The sequence below is a fragment of the Citrobacter sp. Cb041 genome (assembly GCF_030336655.1).
Classification (GTDB): domain Bacteria; phylum Pseudomonadota; class Gammaproteobacteria; order Enterobacterales; family Enterobacteriaceae; genus Citrobacter; species Citrobacter braakii.
In genome coordinates this window covers 1-19777 of sequence record NZ_JAOWDD010000034.1, presented here as the reverse complement: position 1 = coordinate 19777, position 19777 = coordinate 1, and the positions used below count along the sequence as shown (strand labels likewise).

18 protein-coding genes and 2 pseudogenes are annotated in these 19777 nt (G+C 48.5%); 11 read left to right on the top strand and 9 right to left on the bottom strand.

Annotation, left to right across the window (positions count from 1 at the left end; translation table 11 throughout):
* Nucleotides 1-310 precede the first annotated feature (310 nt).
* From ompC to ttcA, 4 genes are all read left to right on the top strand, one after another.
* A complete protein-coding gene (ompC, locus tag OGV52_RS07810; protein ID WP_016156616.1) occupies nt 311-1444 on the top strand; it encodes a porin OmpC in 1134 nt (377 codons plus the stop codon).
* A 145-nt stretch (nt 1445-1589) separates the two neighbouring features.
* Nucleotides 1590-1802, top strand: a complete 213-nt coding sequence (locus OGV52_RS07805; protein WP_043016208.1) for a KTSC domain-containing protein — start codon at nt 1590-1592, stop codon at nt 1800-1802.
* Nucleotides 1803-1883: 81 nt separating this feature from the next.
* Entirely contained in the window at nt 1884-2318 is a 435-nt protein-coding gene (uspF, locus tag OGV52_RS07800; RefSeq protein ID WP_016153190.1) for a universal stress protein UspF, read from the top strand.
* 198 nt (nt 2319-2516) lie between these two features.
* Nucleotides 2517-3452 carry a tRNA 2-thiocytidine(32) synthetase TtcA gene (gene ttcA, locus OGV52_RS07795; protein WP_181221782.1) on the top strand — a complete coding sequence of 312 codons (936 nt, stop codon included), beginning with the start codon at nt 2517-2519 and terminating at the stop codon, nt 3450-3452.
* Nucleotides 3453-3501: 49 nt separating this feature from the next.
* On the opposite strand, the gene dbpA is transcribed toward ttcA, so the two are convergent.
* The 4 genes from dbpA to OGV52_RS07775 form a co-directional block, all read right to left on the bottom strand.
* A complete protein-coding gene (gene dbpA, locus OGV52_RS07790; protein WP_047498663.1) occupies nt 3502-4875 on the bottom strand; it encodes an ATP-dependent RNA helicase DbpA in 1374 nt (457 codons plus the stop codon).
* A gap of 28 nt (nt 4876-4903) precedes the next feature.
* The gene (ynaL, locus tag OGV52_RS07785; protein ID WP_016153197.1) at nt 4904-5071 is read right to left on the bottom strand and encodes a proline-rich small protein YnaL; all 168 of its coding nucleotides are present in this window, start codon (nt 5069-5071) and stop codon (nt 4904-4906) included.
* 275 nt (nt 5072-5346) lie between these two features.
* Entirely contained in the window at nt 5347-6330 is a 984-nt protein-coding gene (gene zntB / locus OGV52_RS07780) for a zinc transporter ZntB (protein ID WP_016153198.1), read from the bottom strand.
* A 156-nt stretch (nt 6331-6486) separates the two neighbouring features.
* A complete protein-coding gene (locus OGV52_RS07775) occupies nt 6487-7596 on the bottom strand; it encodes a methyl-accepting chemotaxis protein (RefSeq protein WP_049282424.1) in 1110 nt (369 codons plus the stop codon).
* A 410-nt stretch (nt 7597-8006) separates the two neighbouring features.
* On the opposite strand from OGV52_RS07775, the gene OGV52_RS07770 reads away from it, so the two are divergent.
* Entirely contained in the window at nt 8007-10121 is a 2115-nt protein-coding gene (locus tag OGV52_RS07770; RefSeq protein WP_287108311.1) for a putative bifunctional diguanylate cyclase/phosphodiesterase, read from the top strand.
* A 67-nt stretch (nt 10122-10188) separates the two neighbouring features.
* Nucleotides 10189-11421: a GGDEF domain-containing protein gene (locus tag OGV52_RS07765; RefSeq protein WP_049282426.1), complete on the top strand. Its 1233-nt coding sequence runs from the start codon at nt 10189-10191 to the stop codon at nt 11419-11421.
* Between the two features lie 12 nt (nt 11422-11433).
* Here OGV52_RS07765 and smrA read toward each other — a convergent pair whose 3' ends face one another.
* Complete coding sequence (smrA, locus tag OGV52_RS07760) at nt 11434-11997, bottom strand: DNA endonuclease SmrA (protein WP_016153202.1); 564 nt, start codon at nt 11995-11997, stop codon at nt 11434-11436.
* Between the two features lie 213 nt (nt 11998-12210).
* On the opposite strand from smrA, the gene ogt reads away from it, so the two are divergent.
* The 3 genes from ogt (at nt 12211) to uspE (ending at nt 14775) form a co-directional block, all read left to right on the top strand.
* Entirely contained in the window at nt 12211-12726 is a 516-nt protein-coding gene (gene ogt / locus OGV52_RS07755) for a methylated-DNA--[protein]-cysteine S-methyltransferase (RefSeq protein ID WP_075848156.1), read from the top strand.
* A 194-nt stretch (nt 12727-12920) separates the two neighbouring features.
* The gene (gene fnr / locus OGV52_RS07750; protein ID WP_003020397.1) at nt 12921-13673 is read left to right on the top strand and encodes a fumarate/nitrate reduction transcriptional regulator Fnr; all 753 of its coding nucleotides are present in this window, start codon (nt 12921-12923) and stop codon (nt 13671-13673) included.
* Between the two features lie 151 nt (nt 13674-13824).
* Entirely contained in the window at nt 13825-14775 is a 951-nt protein-coding gene (uspE, locus tag OGV52_RS07745) for a universal stress protein UspE (RefSeq protein ID WP_016153204.1), read from the top strand.
* A gap of 48 nt (nt 14776-14823) precedes the next feature.
* Here the strand turns inward: uspE and OGV52_RS07740 are convergent, their stop codons facing one another.
* Entirely contained in the window at nt 14824-15084 is a 261-nt protein-coding gene (locus tag OGV52_RS07740) for a DUF2534 family protein (protein WP_049281460.1), read from the bottom strand.
* Between the two features lie 243 nt (nt 15085-15327).
* Between OGV52_RS07740 and OGV52_RS07735 the strand changes: the two genes are divergently transcribed.
* Nucleotides 15328-16359: a mechanosensitive ion channel family protein gene (locus OGV52_RS07735; RefSeq protein WP_115190545.1), complete on the top strand. Its 1032-nt coding sequence runs from the start codon at nt 15328-15330 to the stop codon at nt 16357-16359.
* A 204-nt stretch (nt 16360-16563) separates the two neighbouring features.
* On the opposite strand, the pseudogene OGV52_RS07730 reads toward OGV52_RS07735, so the two are convergent.
* Both OGV52_RS07730 and OGV52_RS07725 read right to left on the bottom strand, forming a co-directional pair.
* A pseudogene (locus OGV52_RS07730) lies at nt 16564-16968 on the bottom strand (cupin domain-containing protein); the annotation flags it as partial.
* A gap of 216 nt (nt 16969-17184) precedes the next feature.
* Entirely contained in the window at nt 17185-17568 is a 384-nt protein-coding gene (locus tag OGV52_RS07725) for a VOC family protein (RefSeq protein ID WP_287108309.1), read from the bottom strand.
* Nucleotides 17569-17685: 117 nt separating this feature from the next.
* Between OGV52_RS07725 and OGV52_RS07720 the strand changes: the two genes are divergently transcribed.
* A complete protein-coding gene (locus tag OGV52_RS07720) occupies nt 17686-18456 on the top strand; it encodes a DeoR/GlpR family DNA-binding transcription regulator (RefSeq protein ID WP_047500391.1) in 771 nt (256 codons plus the stop codon).
* A gap of 410 nt (nt 18457-18866) precedes the next feature.
* Here OGV52_RS07720 and OGV52_RS07715 read toward each other — a convergent pair.
* Nucleotides 18867-19777 (bottom strand): annotated as a pseudogene (locus OGV52_RS07715) (IS3 family transposase); the annotation flags it as partial.

Below are 19777 nucleotides of genomic sequence, written 5' to 3'. Positions count from 1 at the left end.
GCTTGTCAATTTATTCGCTGGCTAATTAATAATAGCTATCAATACGTCAACGAAAAATAAAACGTGACAATAAAGGCATATAACACGCGCAGAATAGCCCAACACAATTCACTTGTATAATTTTTATTTTATATATTTACCACCCATACATTCACCACAATTATCATCATTTCCGTAGAATTATTTCTTTAAGGTTTTACTTAAGGCGTAACAATTCATATTTATCCCTTTACGGAACTTCTCCTTTAGCATGCTTTTACTCCCTACATGGGTAGTCACAGGTTAATAAAAAAACTAAAGGATTATTTCAATGAACAGAAAAGTACTGGCTCTCGTAATTCCTGCCCTGCTGGCTGCAGGCGCTGCTCACGCGGCTGAAGTTTATAATAAAGACGGCAACAAATTAGATCTCTATGGCAAAGTAGACGGCCTGCATTATTTCTCTGATGACGCTAACAGTGATGGCGATCAGACTTATATGCGTATGGGCTTCAAAGGCGAAACTCAGGTTAACGATATGATCACCGGTTACGGCCAGTGGGAATATCAGGTTCAGGCTAACGGCACCGAAGGTGATAAAGGCGACTCCTGGACTCGTCTGGCATTCGCAGGTATTAAAGTCGGCGACTACGGCTCATTCGACTACGGCCGTAACTACGGCGTAATGTACGACGTTGAAGGCTGGACCGATATGCTGCCGGAATTCGGTGGCGACTCTTACACCAAAGCAGACAACTTCATGACCGGTCGTGCGAACGGCGTGGCGACCTACCGTAATACAGACTTCTTTGGTCTGGTTGACGGTCTGAACGTGGCGTTGCAGTATCAGGGCGCGAACGAAAATCAGTCACCAGAGCAGGAAGGCACCAATAACGGTGGCGACGATCGTAACATGAAGAACTCCAACGGTGACGGCTTCGGTATCTCCTCGACCTACGATTTGGGGATGGGTGTAAGCTTCGGTGCAGCATACACCTCTTCTGACCGTACTAACGAGCAGGTTAACGATTCTACCGCGGGCGGTGATAAAGCTGACGCATGGACAGTCGGTCTGAAATACGACGCGAACAACATCTACCTGGCAACCATGTACTCCGAAACCCGCAACATGACCCCTTATGGTGGCTCAAACGGTAGTGATAATACGATTGCCAACAAAACTCAGAACTTTGAAGTGACTGCGCAATACCAGTTCGACTTCGGTCTGCGTCCGGAAGTTTCTTTCCTGATGTCTAAAGGTAAGGATCTGGGTGTAAACGGATCTGATGGCGACCAGGATCTGGTGAAATATGCATCCGTTGGCGCTACTTACTACTTCAACAAAAACTTCTCCACCTATGTTGATTACAAAATCAACCTGCTGGATGAAGATAAAAACTTCTACAGCCAAAACGACATCTCTACTGATGACGTAGTAGCACTGGGTATGGTTTACCAGTTCTAATCCGTCAGCCCGCTGGCAACAGCGGGCTCTCTTTATGTTCTAACAATTCTGTTTTATCCAGATCAAAACATTATATCTGTTGCGCTAAAACACATCTCTGATAGATGATATCTTGCATTAAGACCTGTAGTAGAGGATACCTGCAATGAATCATCATCCTGTAAAATCATCCCGTATTGCATCCGTCGGCTATGACGAATCCTCCCGCACGCTAGAAATTCGCTTTCACCAGTTGGCTACTCTGCAATATCAGCATGTGCCTGCTCGTATTTTTCGTGATTTCCTGAGCGTCGTTTCTAAAGGTCGATTTTACGATGGGGTAATAAAAGGAAAGTTTCCTGAAATAAAAATAAAGTGATGCCAAAATGTGATCTTTGTCATTGTACATAAAGTGCCATTACGCGGTAAGCTTTGGGTGGATACTTAAACAGGAGGTTTTATGAACAGAACGATTCTTGTACCCATCGATATTTCAGACTCAGAATTAACTCAACGTGTTATTGCCCATGTTGAAGCAGAGGCAAAAATTGACGATGCACAGGTTCATTTTTTGACCGTAATTCCGTCACTGCCCTATTATGCTTCCCTGGGATTGGCCTACTCGGCAGAGTTACCGGCCATGGAAGATCTGAAAGCCGAAGCAAAATCTCAACTGGAAGAGATTATCAAGAAGTTCAATATCCCAACGGACAGAGTGCACGTTCATGTCACAGAAGGTGCGCCAAAAGATAAGATTCTGGAGATGGCCAAAAAATTACCGGCTGATATGGTCATTATTGCCTCACATCGACCTGACATCACCACCTACCTGCTGGGGTCTAACGCCGCAGCCGTGGTGCGTCATGCGGAGTGTTCGGTACTGGTAGTCCGCTAAGCTGTCTGGCCCGCACATCGCTGCGGGCTTTTTGTTTCTACCTCTTATACCCCACGATTCCTGTCCTAAATGTGCTGACATTTTTCCCGCTTATCCGTACCATACACGCCACAGTTTTTATATCAGACTTCTTTTGCCGGACTATCCGGCGTGATGCATACTCTTCTGATGCCACACTATGAATTGAGCCTCTATTAAATGTCGCAAAATCAAGATATTAGCAAGAAAGAACAATACAACCTGAACAAATTGCAAAAACGTCTGCGCCGTAACGTGGGCGAAGCGATTGCCGACTTCAATATGATCGAAGACGGCGATCGCATTATGGTGTGCCTTTCCGGGGGGAAAGACAGCTATACCATGCTGGAGATCCTGCGTAATTTGCAGCAAAGCGCCCCGATCAGTTTTTCCTTAGTTGCGGTTAACCTCGATCAGAAACAACCAGGCTTCCCGGAGCATATTCTGCCGGAGTATCTGGAACAACTGGGTGTGGAGTATAAGATTGTCGAAGAAAACACCTACGGGATCGTCAAAGATAAAATCCCTGAAGGCAAAACGACCTGCTCGCTCTGCTCTCGCCTGCGTCGCGGCATTCTGTACCGCACGGCAACTGAGTTAGGCGCCACCAAGATTGCGCTCGGTCACCATCGCGACGATATCCTGCAAACGCTGTTCTTAAACATGTTCTACGGCGGGAAGATGAAAGGTATGCCGCCGAAGCTGATGAGCGATGACGGTAAACATATCGTTATCCGTCCGCTGGCTTACTGCCGTGAGAAAGATATCGAGCGTTTCTCCGAAGCGAAAGGTTTCCCGATTATTCCATGTAATCTGTGCGGCTCACAGCCTAACCTGCAGCGCCAGGTCATTGCCGATATGCTGCGCGACTGGGACAAACGCTATCCAGGGCGTATTGAAACCATGTTCAGCGCAATGCAGAACGTTGTACCTTCACATCTGAGCGATATCAATCTGTTCGATTTCAAAGGTATCAGGCACGGTTCAGAGGTTGTGGACGGCGGTGATTTAGCGTTCGATCGTGAAGAGATCCCGCTGCAGCCTGCGGGCTGGCAGCCAGAAGAAGATGATGCTCAACTGGATGAGCTGCGCCTGGACGTCGTGGAAGTGAAGTAAGTCGATAGTACCGGATAAGCGGAGCGCCATCAGGCGCTCCGACGAGTGGTTATTTCAATAACCGAACCCGGCAAGTCTTGCCTTTTATCTTACCGTTTTGCAATTGCTTCCATGCCTTATGCGCTACAGTCTGGCGAACCGCGACATAGACATGCGCCGGATGAACGGCAATTTTGCCGATATCTGCGCCTTCCAGACCAATATCACCGGTCAGCGCGCCGAGAACATCGCCGGGACGCATTTTAGCCTTTTTACCGCCATCAATGCATAACGTCGCCATCTCAGCTTCCAGCGGCAGGATTGGGCCGTTAGCGGGAGCTGGCAGCCAGTTCAGCTTCAGTTGCAGCATTTCAGAAAGAATATTGGCCCGCTGCGCTTCTTCCGGTGCACAGAAGCTAATCGCCAGACCACTGTTGCCGGCACGCGCGGTACGTCCGATACGATGGACGTGGACTTCCGGATCCCACGCCAGTTCGAAGTTAACCACCAGCTCAAGTGATTTAATATCCAGACCACGCGCGGCCACATCGGTAGCAACCAGAATGCGCACGCTACCGTTGGCAAAACGGACCAGCGTCTGATCGCGATCGCGCTGCTCAAGATCGCCATGCAGTGAGAGAGCGCTTTGCCCCGCCGCATTCAGCGCGTCACACACGGCCTGACAATCTTTTTTGGTATTACAAAAAACTACGCATGATGCAGGTTGATGCTGACTGAGCAATTTTTGCAGCAGCGCAATTTTGCCGTGGCTGGAAGTTTCGAAAAACTGCTGCTCAATCGCCGGCAGCGCGTCAACGGTATCAATTTCGATCGTTAATGGATTTTGTTGCACCCGGCCACTAATGGCGGCAATGGCTTCCGGCCAGGTCGCAGAAAACAGTAAGGTCTGACGCGAAGCTGGCGCAAAGCGAATGACATCATCAATCGCATCGCTAAAGCCCATATCCAGCATGCGATCGGCTTCATCCATCACCAGCGTATTCAGGGCATCCAGAGAAACAGTGCCTTTTTGCAGATGGTCGAGTAAACGCCCCGGTGTGGCGACAATAATATGTGGCGCATGCTGCAGGGAGTCACGTTGTGCGCCAAAGGGCTGCCCACCGCACAACGTTAAGATCTTGGTGTTAGGCAGAAAGCGCGCTAAGCGACGCAGCTCACCCGCCACCTGGTCAGCAAGCTCGCGCGTTGGGCACAGCACCAGGGACTGCGTCTGAAACAGCGCGACATCAACATGCTGTAATAATCCAAGACCAAAAGCCGCCGTTTTGCCACTGCCGGTTTTAGCCTGCACGCGAACATCTTTCCCCGCCAGAATTGCCGGTAACGCAGCAGCCTGAACAGGCGTCATTTCAAGATAACCCAGCTCGTTAAGATTCTCGAGTTGGGCAGCAGGTAAAACATTCAGGGTTGAAAAAGCGGTCACAATTTAATCTCGCGGTAAAAACTCACAATCAGCAGGCGCGTATCCTCGCAGATCTGCGCCCGCGATGCGACAATTTAATCGGCTCTTCATCCGGAGGGGGATCCGGCATTGGCTGCGGACGAGGTATGGGATCGGGAATGGGAACCGGGTCGGTCGGTAGCGAATCAGTGTGCGGCGTTGCAATCAGACAGTTCATATACCCCTCCAGTTATGCAGGTTGGCTCTTTTAGGGTAGACGCTGATTTCCTGCAGGCAAAAAAAAGCCGACTAATCTAAGTCGGCGTCGTACGAATCAATTGTGCTATGCAGTAATTCAAAAAAGGAAGTAAGACAATATGGAGCGCAACGCCCATCGCTTGACGTTGCATTCACCTGCGAGAGAGATATTGCCCCGAATAGGTAGATGGTTTATTGACTTCGCTCAAAAACCAGGACGTTTTCATGCGCAAAAGTCACTAAAAAACGTTGTTGTTACAACCATTTACTACGATGCAACCATAAAGTAACACCACCAATCAGGACCACTAACAGAATACAAAAAAGTGAGAAGCCAAACTGCCAGCCACCGCCAGGGATACCGCCGAGGTTAACGCCAAACAGCCCGGTTAAAAATGTGCTGGGAAGAAAAACCATTGCCATCAATGACATTGTATACGTTCGGCGAGCCAGAGACTCCTGCATAACCTGCGCAATTTCATCCGCCATAATACCGGTCCTGGCAATACAAGCATCTATTTCATCCAGCCCTCTCCCTAGCCTGTCAGCGATATCCTGCATCCGCCGCCGATGGTCGTCGGTCATCCAGGAAAAACGTTCGCTCGCCAGCCGGGAATAGACATCGCGCTGAGGCGCCATATAGCGGCGCATCACAATTAACTGCTTACGCAGCAATGCCAGGAAACCACGCGGCGGAATCTGCTGATCGAGCAGGTTATCTTCCAGATCAATAATCTTATCGTGCAGTTGTTCGATAAACTCACTGGCATGATCGGTTAGTGCATCGCAAACATCCACCAGCCAACTACCACAATCAGCCGCTCCCGTGCCTTCCTGGAGATCGCTGACCACATCATCCAGCGCCAATACTTTACGCTGACGCGTTGAGACAATCAGACGTTCATCCATATATAAGCGCATCGCAACCAGTTGGTCAGGTCGCTCGTCGGTGCTGCCGTTAATACAGCGCAGCGTAATCAACGTACCTTCCCCTACCCGGCTTACGCGTGGGCGCGTGCTTTCACCCGCCAGCGCATCACGCACGTTATTGGGAAGTAAAGGCGTTGTCGCCAGCCATTGCGCACTTTCAGGATGGGTATAATTAAGATGCAGCCAGCAGGGATGTTGACTGTCGATAACATCGTTATCTTCCAGTGGCTTCACCCCACCACGGCCATCCAACAGCCAGGCAAACACGGCATCCGGCACATTAACATCCGTTCCCTTAATGGCTTCCACAGCGCCTCCACAAACATTCAGCTTTTTTCGTTAGTCTAGCTGTCAGAATATGTTAAGCAATATCTCATTGTCCCATTGTGCTGAAATGATTCATAAAAAGTATCTGATAATAAGAAAAGCGCCGACGAATGCGGCGCTGGTTACGAGATGCCCCTCTCAGGCCCGCTGGCGTCTCTCTGATTCAAGTGTATGACTTAAACGAAATTTATGCGTTCGCGATTGAAGGTCAATCACCTGGTTTTTCAGGATACCTGAGGAGTCAGAAAGCTCATCAACCATAATGGCATTACTTTGAGTGACGTTCTCCAGTTCGGCCAGAGCATGGGTAATTCTGATAATCCCTTTCTCCTGCTCCTGCGTAGTGGTTAATATCTCGCCCATCAGTTGGTTTAATTGCCCTGCCCCCCCGACAATATCATGCATGTTTTTTTCAGCTTCACGCACAATAGCAGCGCCTTGCTGAACATTTTGATGGGTTTGGGCAATCAGTTGCTTAATATTCTTAGCAGCATCTGCACTACGGTGTGCAAGCATTCTTACCTCACCGGCCACCACGGAAAACCCTTTGCCATGTTCACCGGCCCTTGCAGCTTCCACAGCAGCATTCAATGCCAGAATATTTGTCTGGAATGCAATACCATCTATCAGCGTAATAATTTCTGTCATTTGCTGTGCGCATTCGGTGATTGAACGCATATTTGTCGCAACCTGCACCATTAATTCGCCACCCTGACGGGCGCATTGCGTGGCAATTGTTGCCTGGGCGCTGGCTATTTGCGTGTTATCAGCATTATTCCGCGTATTAACCGCTATTTCATCCATGTTGGCAGCCGTCTGCATTAATGCTCCGGATTGCTGTTCTGTTTTCACTGAAAGCTCGGCGCTGCGTTCCGCCAGCTGTTCAGAAAGCGTCATCGCCGTTTGCGAGGATGTTCTGATCTCATTAACGAGTGCTGAAATATTACTTGATAAGCTATTGATGCCAGGAATTAGTCTACCCGCACAGTTATTACCAAACTCGGGAATACTGATTGCCAGATTCCCGGATGTTACCTCTTCAATGCTTCTTTTAACCGTATTAATCGGCATGACCAGATATTTCGTCATGTACCACCACAAACATAATATAGAAATAATGCTTACCGCATTAGTACCAATAATAATTTCTGGGGTGGCCGAAAAAATCATTTCAACAACATTGAGCGCAACCGCCGTAATGAGCAGAAATAAAATAATAAAGGTTCTGACGCTTATATCATTTAACATTTTAACCCTGTGCACCAAGAAATAACGTGGATGTTATTTTTATAGCATCTGCAATACAGATTTCCATTGCTCTGTGACGAAAGCTGAACTTTCAATGAGAGCCAGCAGACCTTTTACTTAAGTCAATAAATTACACTACCCATTCATAATAGTTCAGCACTTTATCCCGGCAATGGCGGTAATGTTCCCCACCATCAGATTATTGTGATGGCGAACACGTGACGAGCATAAAACACACAGAAACATAATTTTCATGAATACTTATATAAGTAATGGCTTGTCATTTTCAATATCTTGCCCTTCGCTCTAATACTCATTGCAAAAACACAAGAACATTCCTGGTTTTATCAGGTTAACTGGACAAAACCTGCTAGATTTATCATCACGGCTTTTTTTCGATAGGTAGTAAGATGTTGCACGTGTCGTGGGACCCTGTATTGATTGGGATTTCCTTTGTTGTCGCATTTATTGCCTCCTTTATTGCCCTCGACAGCGCGGGTAAGGTAGCAATCTCCAGCAAACGTGAATCTACCTTCTGGCGGCTATCTGGCGGCGCTACGCTGGGTATGGGCATCTGGTCGATGCATTTTATCGGTATGCTGGCCATGAAAATGACTATGCCGATCAATTATCACCTATCACTCACCGCGTTTTCGTTCTTTATTGCGCTCATTTCTGCAACTCTCGCCATCAATATCGCTATTTCCGGTAATACGCTATCAACAAAACGACTGGTCATTGCCACCAGCATATTGAGTGCCGGCGTTGTCACGATGCACTACGTTGGCATGTATGCCATTATCGAACATGTGGCCATCTCATGGGATCGCTCGCTGATTTTGCTCTCTGTAATTATTGCCGTCGTTGCGTCTGGCGTAGGTTTATGGCTGGCCTTCCATTTACGCCAAAACACCCGTCGCGTGCTGATTAACCGACTTATTGCTGCCCTTATTATGGCGCTGGCAATTGCTTCTATGCATTACACCGGTATGGGAGCGGCAACGTTCACCCATTTTGGACACACTGCGCACGATGGGCTCAGTACGCTGGAACTCTCTGTCTGGGTCTGCGCCGTCACGCTGATTATTTTGGGTATCATGCTGGTCGTCTCGATGGTGGATTCACAACTGCGCACTTCCCGACTGGCTGACAACCTGCATCAGTTGAACTGCCAGCTTGAACATCAGGTCCACTTCGACGCGCTGACTGGACTTGCTAATCGAACGCAAATAGATACCCGCTTACAGGCCTGCCTGCGGCATTCCAAATTGCATCAACAGCATTTCGCGTTGGTATTTATCGACCTCGATCGTTTTAAAGTCGTTAACGATACCTGGGGGCATCACATCGGCGATCAACTGCTGATTGCCAGTACACAGCGTATCTACAGTTGCCTTGATGATTCAATGACGCTGGCAAGACTGGGGGGAGATGAATTTATCTTGCTGGTTCCAGACTGCAACCCGCAGGCTATCTCCGCCTTGCTTGCGCGAATTTCAGATGCGATCGGTGACCCCTTTACCTTATTCGGTCATACCATTCGGGTTTCGTTAAGTGCGGGGAGCAGTATTTATCCCGAACATGGCTCGACACTGCATGAGCTAAAAGTGAAGGCCGATATGGCGATGTATCATGTCAAACAGGCGGGCAGAAACGGCTGGGCTATTTATAGTCCCCAGATGGAAGCTATCGCAGATACGCCGCCGACATTTCTACAGGAACTTTCACAAGCGCTTGAACGCAACCAGTTTGAGCTATGGTATCAGCCTAAATATACCGCCGGAGATCATTCCCTGACTGGTTTTGAGGCGTTATTACGCTGGCATCATCCGGAGCGCGGCATGCTGCTACCGGCTGAATTTCTGCCTGCGCTGGAAGAAACGGGCCTGATTATTCCCGTCGGCAAATGGGTTATCCAACAGGCATGTTTGCAGTTGCATCAGTGGACATTACAAGGGAATACAGAATGGACGCTCGCCGTTAACCTCTCTCCCGCCCAGTTTGAACTGCATGATATTATTGATGTTGTTTGCAACGCCCTGGCGCAATACCAACTTTCACCTGCCTGTCTCACGCTGGAGCTCACGGAGAGCACTGCACTTAAAAATTTAAAACGCAGTATTGAAATCCTGAATGCTTTTTCGGCTTTGGGGATCACCGTTTCTATTGATGATTTCGGCACTGGTTATTCAAATATATTGATGTTGAAGTCACTGCCGGCACGGGAATTAAAAATCGACAGGATATTTGTCAAAGATATTAGCGAGAACAGTAAAAATACAAAAATTGTGTCTACCATTATTGACATAGCTCACTCCATGAATATGCGCGTGGTGGCTGAAGGAATAGAAACCCAGGAGCAGGAAATACTTCTTACCCAGATGGGGTGTAGCATGCTGCAAGGTTTCCTGTTTGCAAAACCGCTGCCAGCGCATAAGATTCATGAACTGATCCAACAAGAAAACAGCATCAAACAAAAGCCAGTCGTACAACCCTTGTCTCACCGACAATCAATAACTTTGTGAGACTGTAATATCTAAAATATTCGCCATTAAACGGGCAACACAGCAGATAAAGATAACGGGATTATCGATGAGCACAACCGAGCTGCATTCACTGGATTTGTTAACCTTTCCGGTGTGGATTGTTTCGCCACAAACCGAAGAACTGGTGTTCGCTAATATCGTTGCACGTGAGTTAATGCGGGATCTCTGTTTTTCCCCACTGCGCAAGGGCATATTCTCAACGCATTCTCAAAATGATTTAACCATGTATCTCAGTGACTTGAGCAATCATCATCACGTTGTTGAGATCCTCACGGTTTACCGCGATGGTGAGGAAATCGCGTTGGCCAGCCGCCTGTCCATTAAATCTCTGCCGGGCGTGGGGGATGTTATCCTTTTCGAAGGCATTGAAACGCCTACTGCGCAAGGTCTGAAAGCCAGCCGTTCAGCAACTTATCAACGAAAAAAACAGGGCTTTTATGCGCGTTTTTTCCAGACCAACTCCGCGCCAATGTTACTGATTGATCCGTCCCGCGATGGCCTGATCGTTGATGCAAACCTCAGTGCCCTGAATTTTTATGGTTACAACCTTGATGTGATGTGCCAGAAACATACCTGGGAGATCAACATGCTGGGCCGCCATATATTGCCGGTAATGCATGAAATCGCCCATCTGCCCGGCGGCCATAAGCCTTTGCACTTTGTCCATAAACTGGCTGACGGCACCTCACGTCATGTGCAAACCTACGCCGGACCGATTGAAATTTACGGTAATAAACTCATGTTGTGCATTATTCATGACATTACCGAACAAAAACGGCTGGAACAGGAGCTTGAGCATGCCGCTCTGCGTGACCCTTTAACGGGATTACTTAATCGCCGACATTTTTATCAGGTAACCGAGCCGGAGCAGACGCATGCGGTGTCATTGACGCAGGACTACAGCCTGTTGTTGATCGACACCGATCGTTTTAAAAGCATTAACGATCTCTTCGGTCATTTAAAAGGCGATGAAGTGCTTTGCGCTCTGGCCCGCACACTGGAATCCTGTGCACGAAAAGACGATCTTATTTTTCGCTGGGGTGGTGAAGAATTTGTGCTGCTGCTACCGCGAACCTCGCTGGATGTCGCCCTCAATCTTGCAGAAGTGATCCGCGCGACGGTAGCCAAGGTTACTCTCCCTGGTCTTCCCCGCTTTACCGTCAGCATTGGCGTTGCGCGGCACGAAACGAACGAAAGTATTGATGAATTATTCAAACGCGTGGACGACGCGTTGTACAAAGCCAAGCACGAAGGCAGGAACAGAGTACTGGCCGCCTGATAAATACGTTGCTCAGCGGCTGCGCTTAGCGTGACGCTCCCAGTTTTCCTGTTTTGCCTGCGCGGTTTTACGTAATGCCACATAGCATGCTCCGCTGCCGCCGTGATGCGGCAAAGCGGCGCAGTAGGCCTGGACGTCATCAAATTCTGTCAGCCAGCGCGCCACATAGCTGCGAACAATATTGGCATGAGCGTTATCGTCACGCCCCTTACCGTGTATCACCAGCACGTTACGTAATCCATCTTGCTGTGCCTGTAGAATAAAACTGAATAGCATCTGGCGGCATGTTTCTACGGGCTGGCGGATGAGATTAAGGCTCGCCTGCTGCGGATATTTTCCGGTTCGCAGTTTGTCAGTCACGCCGTGCTGTAAACCTTCGCGACGAAACTCCAGCGGCTCGTTCAACGGGATAATATCGAGAAACCCCGTCGTGAGAAAGTTATCCAGTTGAAGCGTATCGATACGCGCCGGAGTGCGGATATTACGCGTTGGCTGCCAATGTACATCGGCGCAGCCCTTCAGCGGTTGGACATCCCCCATAGCATCCAGAAACAGCGAAGCATCATCAAGATTCATGTTTCTTCCTCCAGCGAATTACGACGAGCATTATCATAACCGCGCACTATTATACCGACAACGGTTTACGATTATTTCCAATAATTCACCCGGCTCGCTCCGCTGAAAAGATCTACTCACGACATACAGATATCCGTTTTTAGGGGTATAGCTGCGACTGTCGCTGGCGTGATAATGTGTAACCTCGCCTGAACGCTGTAATGAGAGAAACGGATGCTGAACTTACTGGAAGATACCATCGACACGCCGCTGGGCCCGCTGTGGGTTATTTGTGATGAGCAATTTCGCCTGCGCGCGGTGGAATGGGATCAGCACCGCGATCGCATGGAACAATTGCTGGATATTCATTACCGCACAGAAGGTTATCAGCGTATTACAGCTAAAAACCCAGGCGGATTAAGCGATAAACTGTCGGAGTATTTTGCCGGGAATCTCAGCATTATTGACACGCTGGAAACGGCAACGGCTGGCACGCCTTTCCAGCGTGAAGTCTGGCAAGCATTACGCACTATCCCGTGTGGGCAGGTCATGCACTATGGTCAACTGGCCGAACAGTTAGGGCGCCCCGGTGCTGCAAGAGCCGTCGGTGCGGCCAATGGCGCCAACCCGGTAAGCATTGTGGTCCCCTGCCATCGCGTCATTGGGCGTAACGGCACCATGACTGGATATGCTGGCGGGGTACAGCGAAAAGAGTGGTTATTGCGTCACGAAGGCTATTTGCTACTCTAGATTCCAGGCAATTAATGCCTTATTCGTCACACTTTCGCATAATGTGACCACAAATTTAATACGGTTAATCAAGGAGATACAAACATTCATTCCGGTTATACCTGAATTATTCTCTATTGGGAGTAGCTCAGGCTTACGTGCTCACCAAAAAGATGTTAAAATTGACAAATATCAATTACGGCTTGAGCAGACCTATGATCCCGGAAAAGCGAATTATACGGCGCATTCAGTCTGGCGGTTGTGCTATCCATTGCCAGGATTGCAGCATCAGCCAGCTTTGCATCCCGTTCACACTTAACGAGCATGAGCTTGACCAGCTCGATAACATCATCGAGCGCAAAAAGCCTATCCAAAAGGGGCAAACGCTCTTTAAAGCAGGTGATGAACTTAAATCACTCTACGCTATCCGCTCCGGAACGATTAAAAGCTATACCATTACCGAACAAGGCGATGAGCAAATTACCGGCTTCCATCTGGCGGGTGATCTGGTCGGTTTTGACGCGATTGGCAGCGGACATCACCCGAGCTTTGCCCAGGCGCTGGAAACCTCAATGGTTTGCGAAATTCCTTTCGAAACCCTTGATGACCTGTCCGGAAAAATGCCGAATCTGCGTCAGCAGATGATGCGTCTGATGAGTGGCGAAATCAAAGGCGACCAGGATATGATCCTGCTGTTGTCGAAGAAAAATGCAGAAGAGCGCCTGGCGGCCTTTATCTACAACTTGTCTCGCCGCTTTGCCCAGCGCGGATTCTCGCCTCGTGAGTTCCGTCTGACCATGACCCGCGGCGACATCGGTAACTACCTGGGTCTGACGGTTGAAACCATCAGCCGCCTGTTGGGTCGTTTCCAGAAAAGCGGTATGCTGGCAGTGAAAGGCAAATACATAACTATTGAGAATAGCGACGCGCTGGCAGTTCTTGCTGGCCACACGCGTAACGTTGCGTAATCTTTCCGCAAGCATTTCTGTTATCCTTCTGTCAAATCGCTAAATTTTCCCGATTTATTGATCTGGCAGGAGGTTCTCCCCTGTTTCAATCCACATTATTGGGTTACTCTTTTAATTACAAACTGCGATGACAGTTGTAAGGAGACCCTGTATGGCTATGTATAAAAATATGCTGGTCGTCATCGATCCAAACCAGGACGATCAACCAGCATTACGGCGAGCTGTTTATTTGCATCAACGGATTGGTGGCAAAATTAAAGCCTTTTTGCCAATCTATGACTTTTCCTACGAGATGACTACCCTGCTGTCGCCCGATGAGCGTACGGCAATGCGTCAGGGGGTCATCAGCCAGCGAACAGCATGGATCCGTGAACAAGCAAAATACTACATCGAAGCAGGGATCCCTCTTGAAATTAAAGTGGTATGGCACAACCGTCCCTTTGAAGCCATCATCCAGGAAGTCATTAGCGCTCAGCATGACCTGGTCCTCAAAATGGCACACCAACACGACCGCCTCGAAGCCGTAATTTTCACGCCTACCGACTGGCATTTATTGCGCAAATGTCCAAGCCCGGTATGGATGGTTAAAGACCAGCCATGGCCTGAAGAGGGTAAAGCGCTGGTTGCGGTGAACCTCGCCAGTGAAGAGCCTTATCACAACGCGCTCAATGAAAAACTGGTCAAAGAGACGCTGCAACTGGCAGAACAGGTTAACCATACTGAAGTGCATCTGGTTGGCGCCTACCCTGTTACGCCAATCAATATCGCAATTGAACTACCTGAGTTTGACCCCAGCGTTTATAACGACGCGATCCGTGGACAGCATCTGCTGGCCATGAAGGCGTTGCGCCAGAAATTCAGTATCGATGAGAAAGTGACGCACGTTGAAAAAGGATTACCTGAAGAGGTCATTCCTGATTTAGCTGAGCACTTGCAGGCGGGTATTGTGGTACTGGGTACCGTCGGTCGTACCGGTATTTCTGCCGCGTTCCTTGGTAACACCGCTGAACAGGTTATCGATCACCTACGCTGCGACCTGCTGGTCATCAAGCCGGATGAATATCAGACGCCAGTTGAACTGGATGACGAAGAAGACGATTAACTACACAACTCAATGCCGGATGGCGATCTCATCCGGCATAACAAACGCTTAGTGTTGCTCGTCGCCGCCGAGAAAATAGATTCCCAGCGGGATAGCCAACAGAATCGTAAACACCATGCTGTAGACACAAATCATTGCCGATTGAATGGCGTACATTGAAGCGGTCCAGTCGGATAGCGGAATGTCATACTGTTCAATCACACCACCGATCGTCGCTCGCGTCACGACCGACGCTGCGATAATAAACACCCCAAGCAGGCACAACAGAAACTTCCGTCCCTTCGCTGTCTTCAGCTTAGCCATGATCATAGTACTGTCCTTTTGCAGATGAAAACCTTGTTACTTTGCGCTAACAATACCATGACATCAACTGACTGTCTGCTACATAAACCGCTTTCAGGGTGGATACCAGCGCTATTTCGCCGAAAATAGCGCTAATTGCATTATATATCTCCCCTATGGATTAATGATCTGACCGCCAGAACTGAGTAAAATATTCGAGGATTAGGATATCAGAAGATATTTCACTACCACGGAGCTGTTGAAAGAATCATGATCGCTGAACTGTTTATAAATAATGCGTTTAATTTGACGGTAATTCTCAGCTGCTGTGCCGCGCTGGTTCTGATGAGCGTCTGGTATCATCGTGGAGAGCGTCGCTGCAAAGGATTCATATTTCATGCCGCGCAATTTCTTGTCTATGCCATTATCATCGGGACGTTAGGCAGTATTGCTAATAACGTTATCGAAAATTACAGCCTGAAATTTATCTCCTCCAGCGTGGTCGACTTTATCTGCACCTCGTTGATTGCGCTGATCCTTACCATCAAACTTTTTCTGGTAATTAATCAGTTTGAAAAGACGCAGATTAATAAAGGCAGAGATATCACCAGCGCGAGGATCCTGTCGCGAATCATCAAGATTACCATCGTGGTTGCCATCATTTTGCTGTATGGCGAACATTTCGGAATGAGCTTATCCGGCCTGTTAACCTTCGGCGGCATCGGCGGTATCGCTGTAGGTATGGCAGGCAAAGACATTCTGAGCAACTTTTTCTCAGGGATTATGCTCTACTTCGACAGACCCTTTAGCATCGGCGACTGGATCCGCTCCCCGGACCGCAATATTGAAGGTACAGTTACGGAAATCGGCTGGCGAATGACCAAAATAAACACCTTCGATCATCGTCCGTTATATGTCCCAAACTCGATTTTCTCCTCTATCAGCGTAGAAAACCCAGGAAGGATGACGAATCGCCGCATCAAAACGGTGATCGGGTTACGATATGAAGATGCTGATAAAGTCAGTGCCGTTGTCGAGTCGGTCAGAGAAATGCTGCAAAACCATCCGGGAATAGACCAGAAACAAACCCTGCTGGTTTATTTTAATGAATTCGCCGATTCATCGCTGAATATCATGGTGTATTGCTTCACGAAAACCACCGTGTGGCAGGAATGGCTTGCGGTACAGCAGGACGTTTATTTAAAGATTATTTCGATAGTCAAGGCACACGACGCCGACTTTGCGTTCCCCAGCCAGACGCTGTATATGGATAATCCTGAAGCATCGCCATCGACACACTAACAAAAGAAAAGGCGCGGAAATCCGCGTCTTTTTTCTGCACTTATTTCAATGAGGCAATATCAATGACAAAGCAGTGCCAGCGCCAGCGTTGGAATATACGGATTCAGGTCATGTAGATGCGGAACTGTATCAATAATCAGCTCAAACTGATTCACTTCGGGCATCGGATTCTTTACCTGCAGAACGCGTGACCCGCACAGCCCAGGGGAGCAGGTTGTACTCAGCGTCGCTTACCGGTTCAAGCCACTCGTTCGATGCGCCAGCGGCCGGGATTTCCACAGCGATATGGGCAAACCAGCTATCACGCGCGGCGCCGTGCCAGTGTTTCATTCCCGCCGGGATGTGTACGACATCACCGGTTTTCAGTTCACGCGCCGGTTGATTCCACGCCTGATACCAGCCTCTGCCGCCGGTCACCAGCAAGATTTGTCCCCCTTGATGATGGATATGCCAGAAGTTACGACAGCCCGGCTCAAATGCTACGTTACCAATCACCACGCCTTCCATGGAGAGCATGGTCAGATAGCTGTCGCCAGTGAAATATTTCGCATACGCTTCATTTTTCTCTCCGCGAGGAAAGACGCTGTTACCATCAAATTGTTGATTCATAATCTCCGCGCCGGCGCTGGAGACGGTATTCCGTTGATTTTGCATTTCGACTCTCCAAAACGGTGGCAGCACGCGCCACCGGATGCTGAAAACTATAAAAATTATAGAGACTCGACAGGCGGGTGATTAGAGGTGAAAAGAAGGACAACCTTATGAATCATGCTCATCAATAGTCGGTAACAGGTACAACATTTCTACTGGAGATGGCGTGAAGCCTTAGGCCACAATTTCAATCAAGTTGCCGTCAGGATCGCATATCACCGCTTCGTAATAGCCATCACCGGTGGTGCGCGGGCCAGAAACTAATATCCCCTGTTCTTTTGCTCGCATCGCCATGGCATCAACGTTTTCACTGCCGCCAACTGAAATGGCGAGATGCACCCAGCCTGAGGTGTTATTGTCGGGAGCATGTTTTGTCAGTCCAGGCTTAGTCATTAACTCAATCGCGATATCCTCACCAATTTTGACAAAATAGGATTCAAATCCTGGATTGGTTTTACTGCAGTAATTTTCGTTGATCTTTGCGTCAAAAAACGTGACCCAGAATTGAGCTTGTTGCTCAAGATCCCGTGTCCATAACGCCACATGCGCAACCTTCATAGCTAACCTCTTCTTGTTGTATCCAAACAATAGGTTCCCTAAAGGGATGTTGACATCGTGAACCATAATGCACAATTATGCTTGTTATTGCTCGATGTTTATTTCACTGGAGTATTGATGCTCGATTACGCAGCATTCCCTGAACAGCGCCAGGCGCTTATCTATCAGATCCTGCAGGAAAACGGCAGAGTCATCTGTTCCGAACTCGCCAGCAGGTTAGGCGTTTCGGAACATACAATCCGCCGCGACCTGCATGAACTGAGTAAAGATGGCGTGTGTAAAAAAGTCTATGGCGGCGCGGTCATTGCACTCCCTGAATCCGAAGACATCACCGTGCGCAAGAGTATTAATGTGGCGAAAAAGAGCAACATCGCGCAGAGATGCGCCCGGATGGTCAAATCCGGAAGCTGCATTTTTATCGACACGGGCAGTACTAATCTGGCGATGGCTGAAGCCCTACCCGCCGAGCTGGCGTTAACCGTGGTAACAAATTCCCCGGAGATTGCCGCCGTTTTACTAAAAAAACCACTGTTTGACGTCATTATGCTGGGCGGCGCGGTGCAACGATCTTCTGGAGGGTGTGTGGGTGCCACCGCTATCTCGCAGGTGCAGGACATTTTATTCGATCAGGGATTTATTGGCGGCTGCGCGATGTCGCCTGAATCCGGCTTAACCGGATTTGATTACGCGGATTGTGAGTTCAAAAAAGCGGTGATCAAACAGTGTAATGAAACTATTGTCGCGCTGACGGCTGAAAAGATCCCGGCCGTCGCCCGTTATGTCGTTACCGAAAGCAGCAATATCGATGTAATTGTCGTCGAGGAAAATATCAGCAAAGAGTATGCCACGGCGTTTCAGGCGCACGACATTCGTATTTATACAGTGTAACCCATTCTATTGGGTGATACTTTTCCATTGCTTTTATGACTCACCTTCTCCACAGCCTTGTCTGTTCGGGAAATCGCCAATGCAACGTCCCGAACAGGCCAGCGATATCAGTGCTTGATTATAAATGAACATATTATTTCATTGTTCTAAAAAGATAAAATTACGAATACAGACAACCAATACCGTCAATTATACCGTATACAGTTGAATTGTTTGATTTTACACCAGTAGTTTACCTGCTCGCTCACCCACAATAATACGCGTCCCTCCAATACCTCGCGAGCATTTTGATGATTCGTCTGATACCTGCTGAGCATTAGCGCAAGACGAAACATCAAACTCAGCCGCCTTCTATACTTTCAGTCTACCGACTGGAGGATTCTATGTGTGGACGTGTAAATAGACCCGTTTTAGTTCCATGCATTTTTTGAGATCCCGGCAAAATAATGGTGCTGTCGGTATTCCTCCGGTGTCATATTGTTCAGTGCTTCATGCGAGCGTTCACAGTTATATTCTGACAACCATTTCTCCGTGATTTCCCGCACTTCATTCAGCATTCTGAACAGATAAAAATCGAGTATTTCTGTACGGTATGTCCGGTTAAAGCGCTCAATAAAAGCGTTCTGTGTCGGCTTACCCGGCTGGATAAATTCCAGTTTTACTGCATATTTCTCTGCCCATTCAGCCAGAGCCAGTGAGATAAATTCCGGATCGTTATCAATGCGTAGCATGACAGGATAGCCGCGATTTGCGGCGATCCTGTCGAGTACACGGACCATCCGCAGAGCTGGCAGATTCAGATCGATTTCAATCGACAATGCCTCACGGTTAAAGTCATCAACAACATTGAACGTGCGAAAACGACGGCCACAGACCAGGGCATCATGCATAAAATCGACAGACCAGCTCTGATTCAGCGCTTCCGGCGTGGCCAGTGGCGAGGGATTACGCACCGGCAACCGCTGTTTGCCCTTACGACGAAAGTTCAGCTTCAGCAGACAGTAAATACGGTGGATCCTTTTGTGATTCCACGGGTGTCCCTGCCGCCTCAGAACCTGAAAAAGTTTCGGAAAACCGTATCGTGGGTATCGCTCAGCCACTGCCTGCAACGCGACAATAACGGGTTCGTCACGCGTGGTATCCGGACGGTGATGGTAAACCGTTCTGCTCAGGTTCAGACTCCGGCAGGCCTGACGGATACTGAGTCCAAATGTCGTTATCAGATGAGTGACCAGCTCACGCTTAAAGGCTGGTTTTAAAGCTTTTTTTCGATAACGTCTTTCAGCGCCCGGCTCTCAAGGCTCAGGTCGGCAAACATCTG

Excerpts from the sequence above, each read along its gene's own strand:
- uspF (WP_016153190.1), top strand. The coding sequence starts at position 1,884 with ATGAACAGAACGATTCTTGTACCCATCGATATTTCAGACTCAGAATTA.
- OGV52_RS07725 (WP_287108309.1), bottom strand. The coding sequence starts at position 17,568 with ATGAAGGTTGCGCATGTGGCGTTATGGACACGGGATCTTGAGCAACAA.
- OGV52_RS07805 (WP_043016208.1), top strand. The coding sequence starts at position 1,590 with ATGAATCATCATCCTGTAAAATCATCCCGTATTGCATCCGTCGGCTAT.
- ttcA (WP_181221782.1), top strand. The coding sequence starts at position 2,517 with ATGTCGCAAAATCAAGATATTAGCAAGAAAGAACAATACAACCTGAAC.
- smrA (WP_016153202.1), bottom strand. The coding sequence starts at position 11,997 with ATGAATCTTGATGATGCTTCGCTGTTTCTGGATGCTATGGGGGATGTC.
- OGV52_RS07770 (WP_287108311.1), top strand. The coding sequence starts at position 8,007 with ATGTTGCACGTGTCGTGGGACCCTGTATTGATTGGGATTTCCTTTGTT.
- ompC (WP_016156616.1), top strand. The coding sequence starts at position 311 with ATGAACAGAAAAGTACTGGCTCTCGTAATTCCTGCCCTGCTGGCTGCA.
- fnr (WP_003020397.1), top strand. The coding sequence starts at position 12,921 with ATGATCCCGGAAAAGCGAATTATACGGCGCATTCAGTCTGGCGGTTGT.
- uspE (WP_016153204.1), top strand. The coding sequence starts at position 13,825 with ATGGCTATGTATAAAAATATGCTGGTCGTCATCGATCCAAACCAGGAC.
- ynaL (WP_016153197.1), bottom strand. The coding sequence starts at position 5,071 with ATGAACTGTCTGATTGCAACGCCGCACACTGATTCGCTACCGACCGAC.
- OGV52_RS07775 (WP_049282424.1), bottom strand. The coding sequence starts at position 7,596 with ATGTTAAATGATATAAGCGTCAGAACCTTTATTATTTTATTTCTGCTC.
- OGV52_RS07720 (WP_047500391.1), top strand. The coding sequence starts at position 17,686 with ATGCTCGATTACGCAGCATTCCCTGAACAGCGCCAGGCGCTTATCTAT.
- ogt (WP_075848156.1), top strand. The coding sequence starts at position 12,211 with ATGCTGAACTTACTGGAAGATACCATCGACACGCCGCTGGGCCCGCTG.
- OGV52_RS07735 (WP_115190545.1), top strand. The coding sequence starts at position 15,328 with ATGATCGCTGAACTGTTTATAAATAATGCGTTTAATTTGACGGTAATT.
- OGV52_RS07740 (WP_049281460.1), bottom strand. The coding sequence starts at position 15,084 with ATGATCATGGCTAAGCTGAAGACAGCGAAGGGACGGAAGTTTCTGTTG.
- OGV52_RS07765 (WP_049282426.1), top strand. The coding sequence starts at position 10,189 with ATGAGCACAACCGAGCTGCATTCACTGGATTTGTTAACCTTTCCGGTG.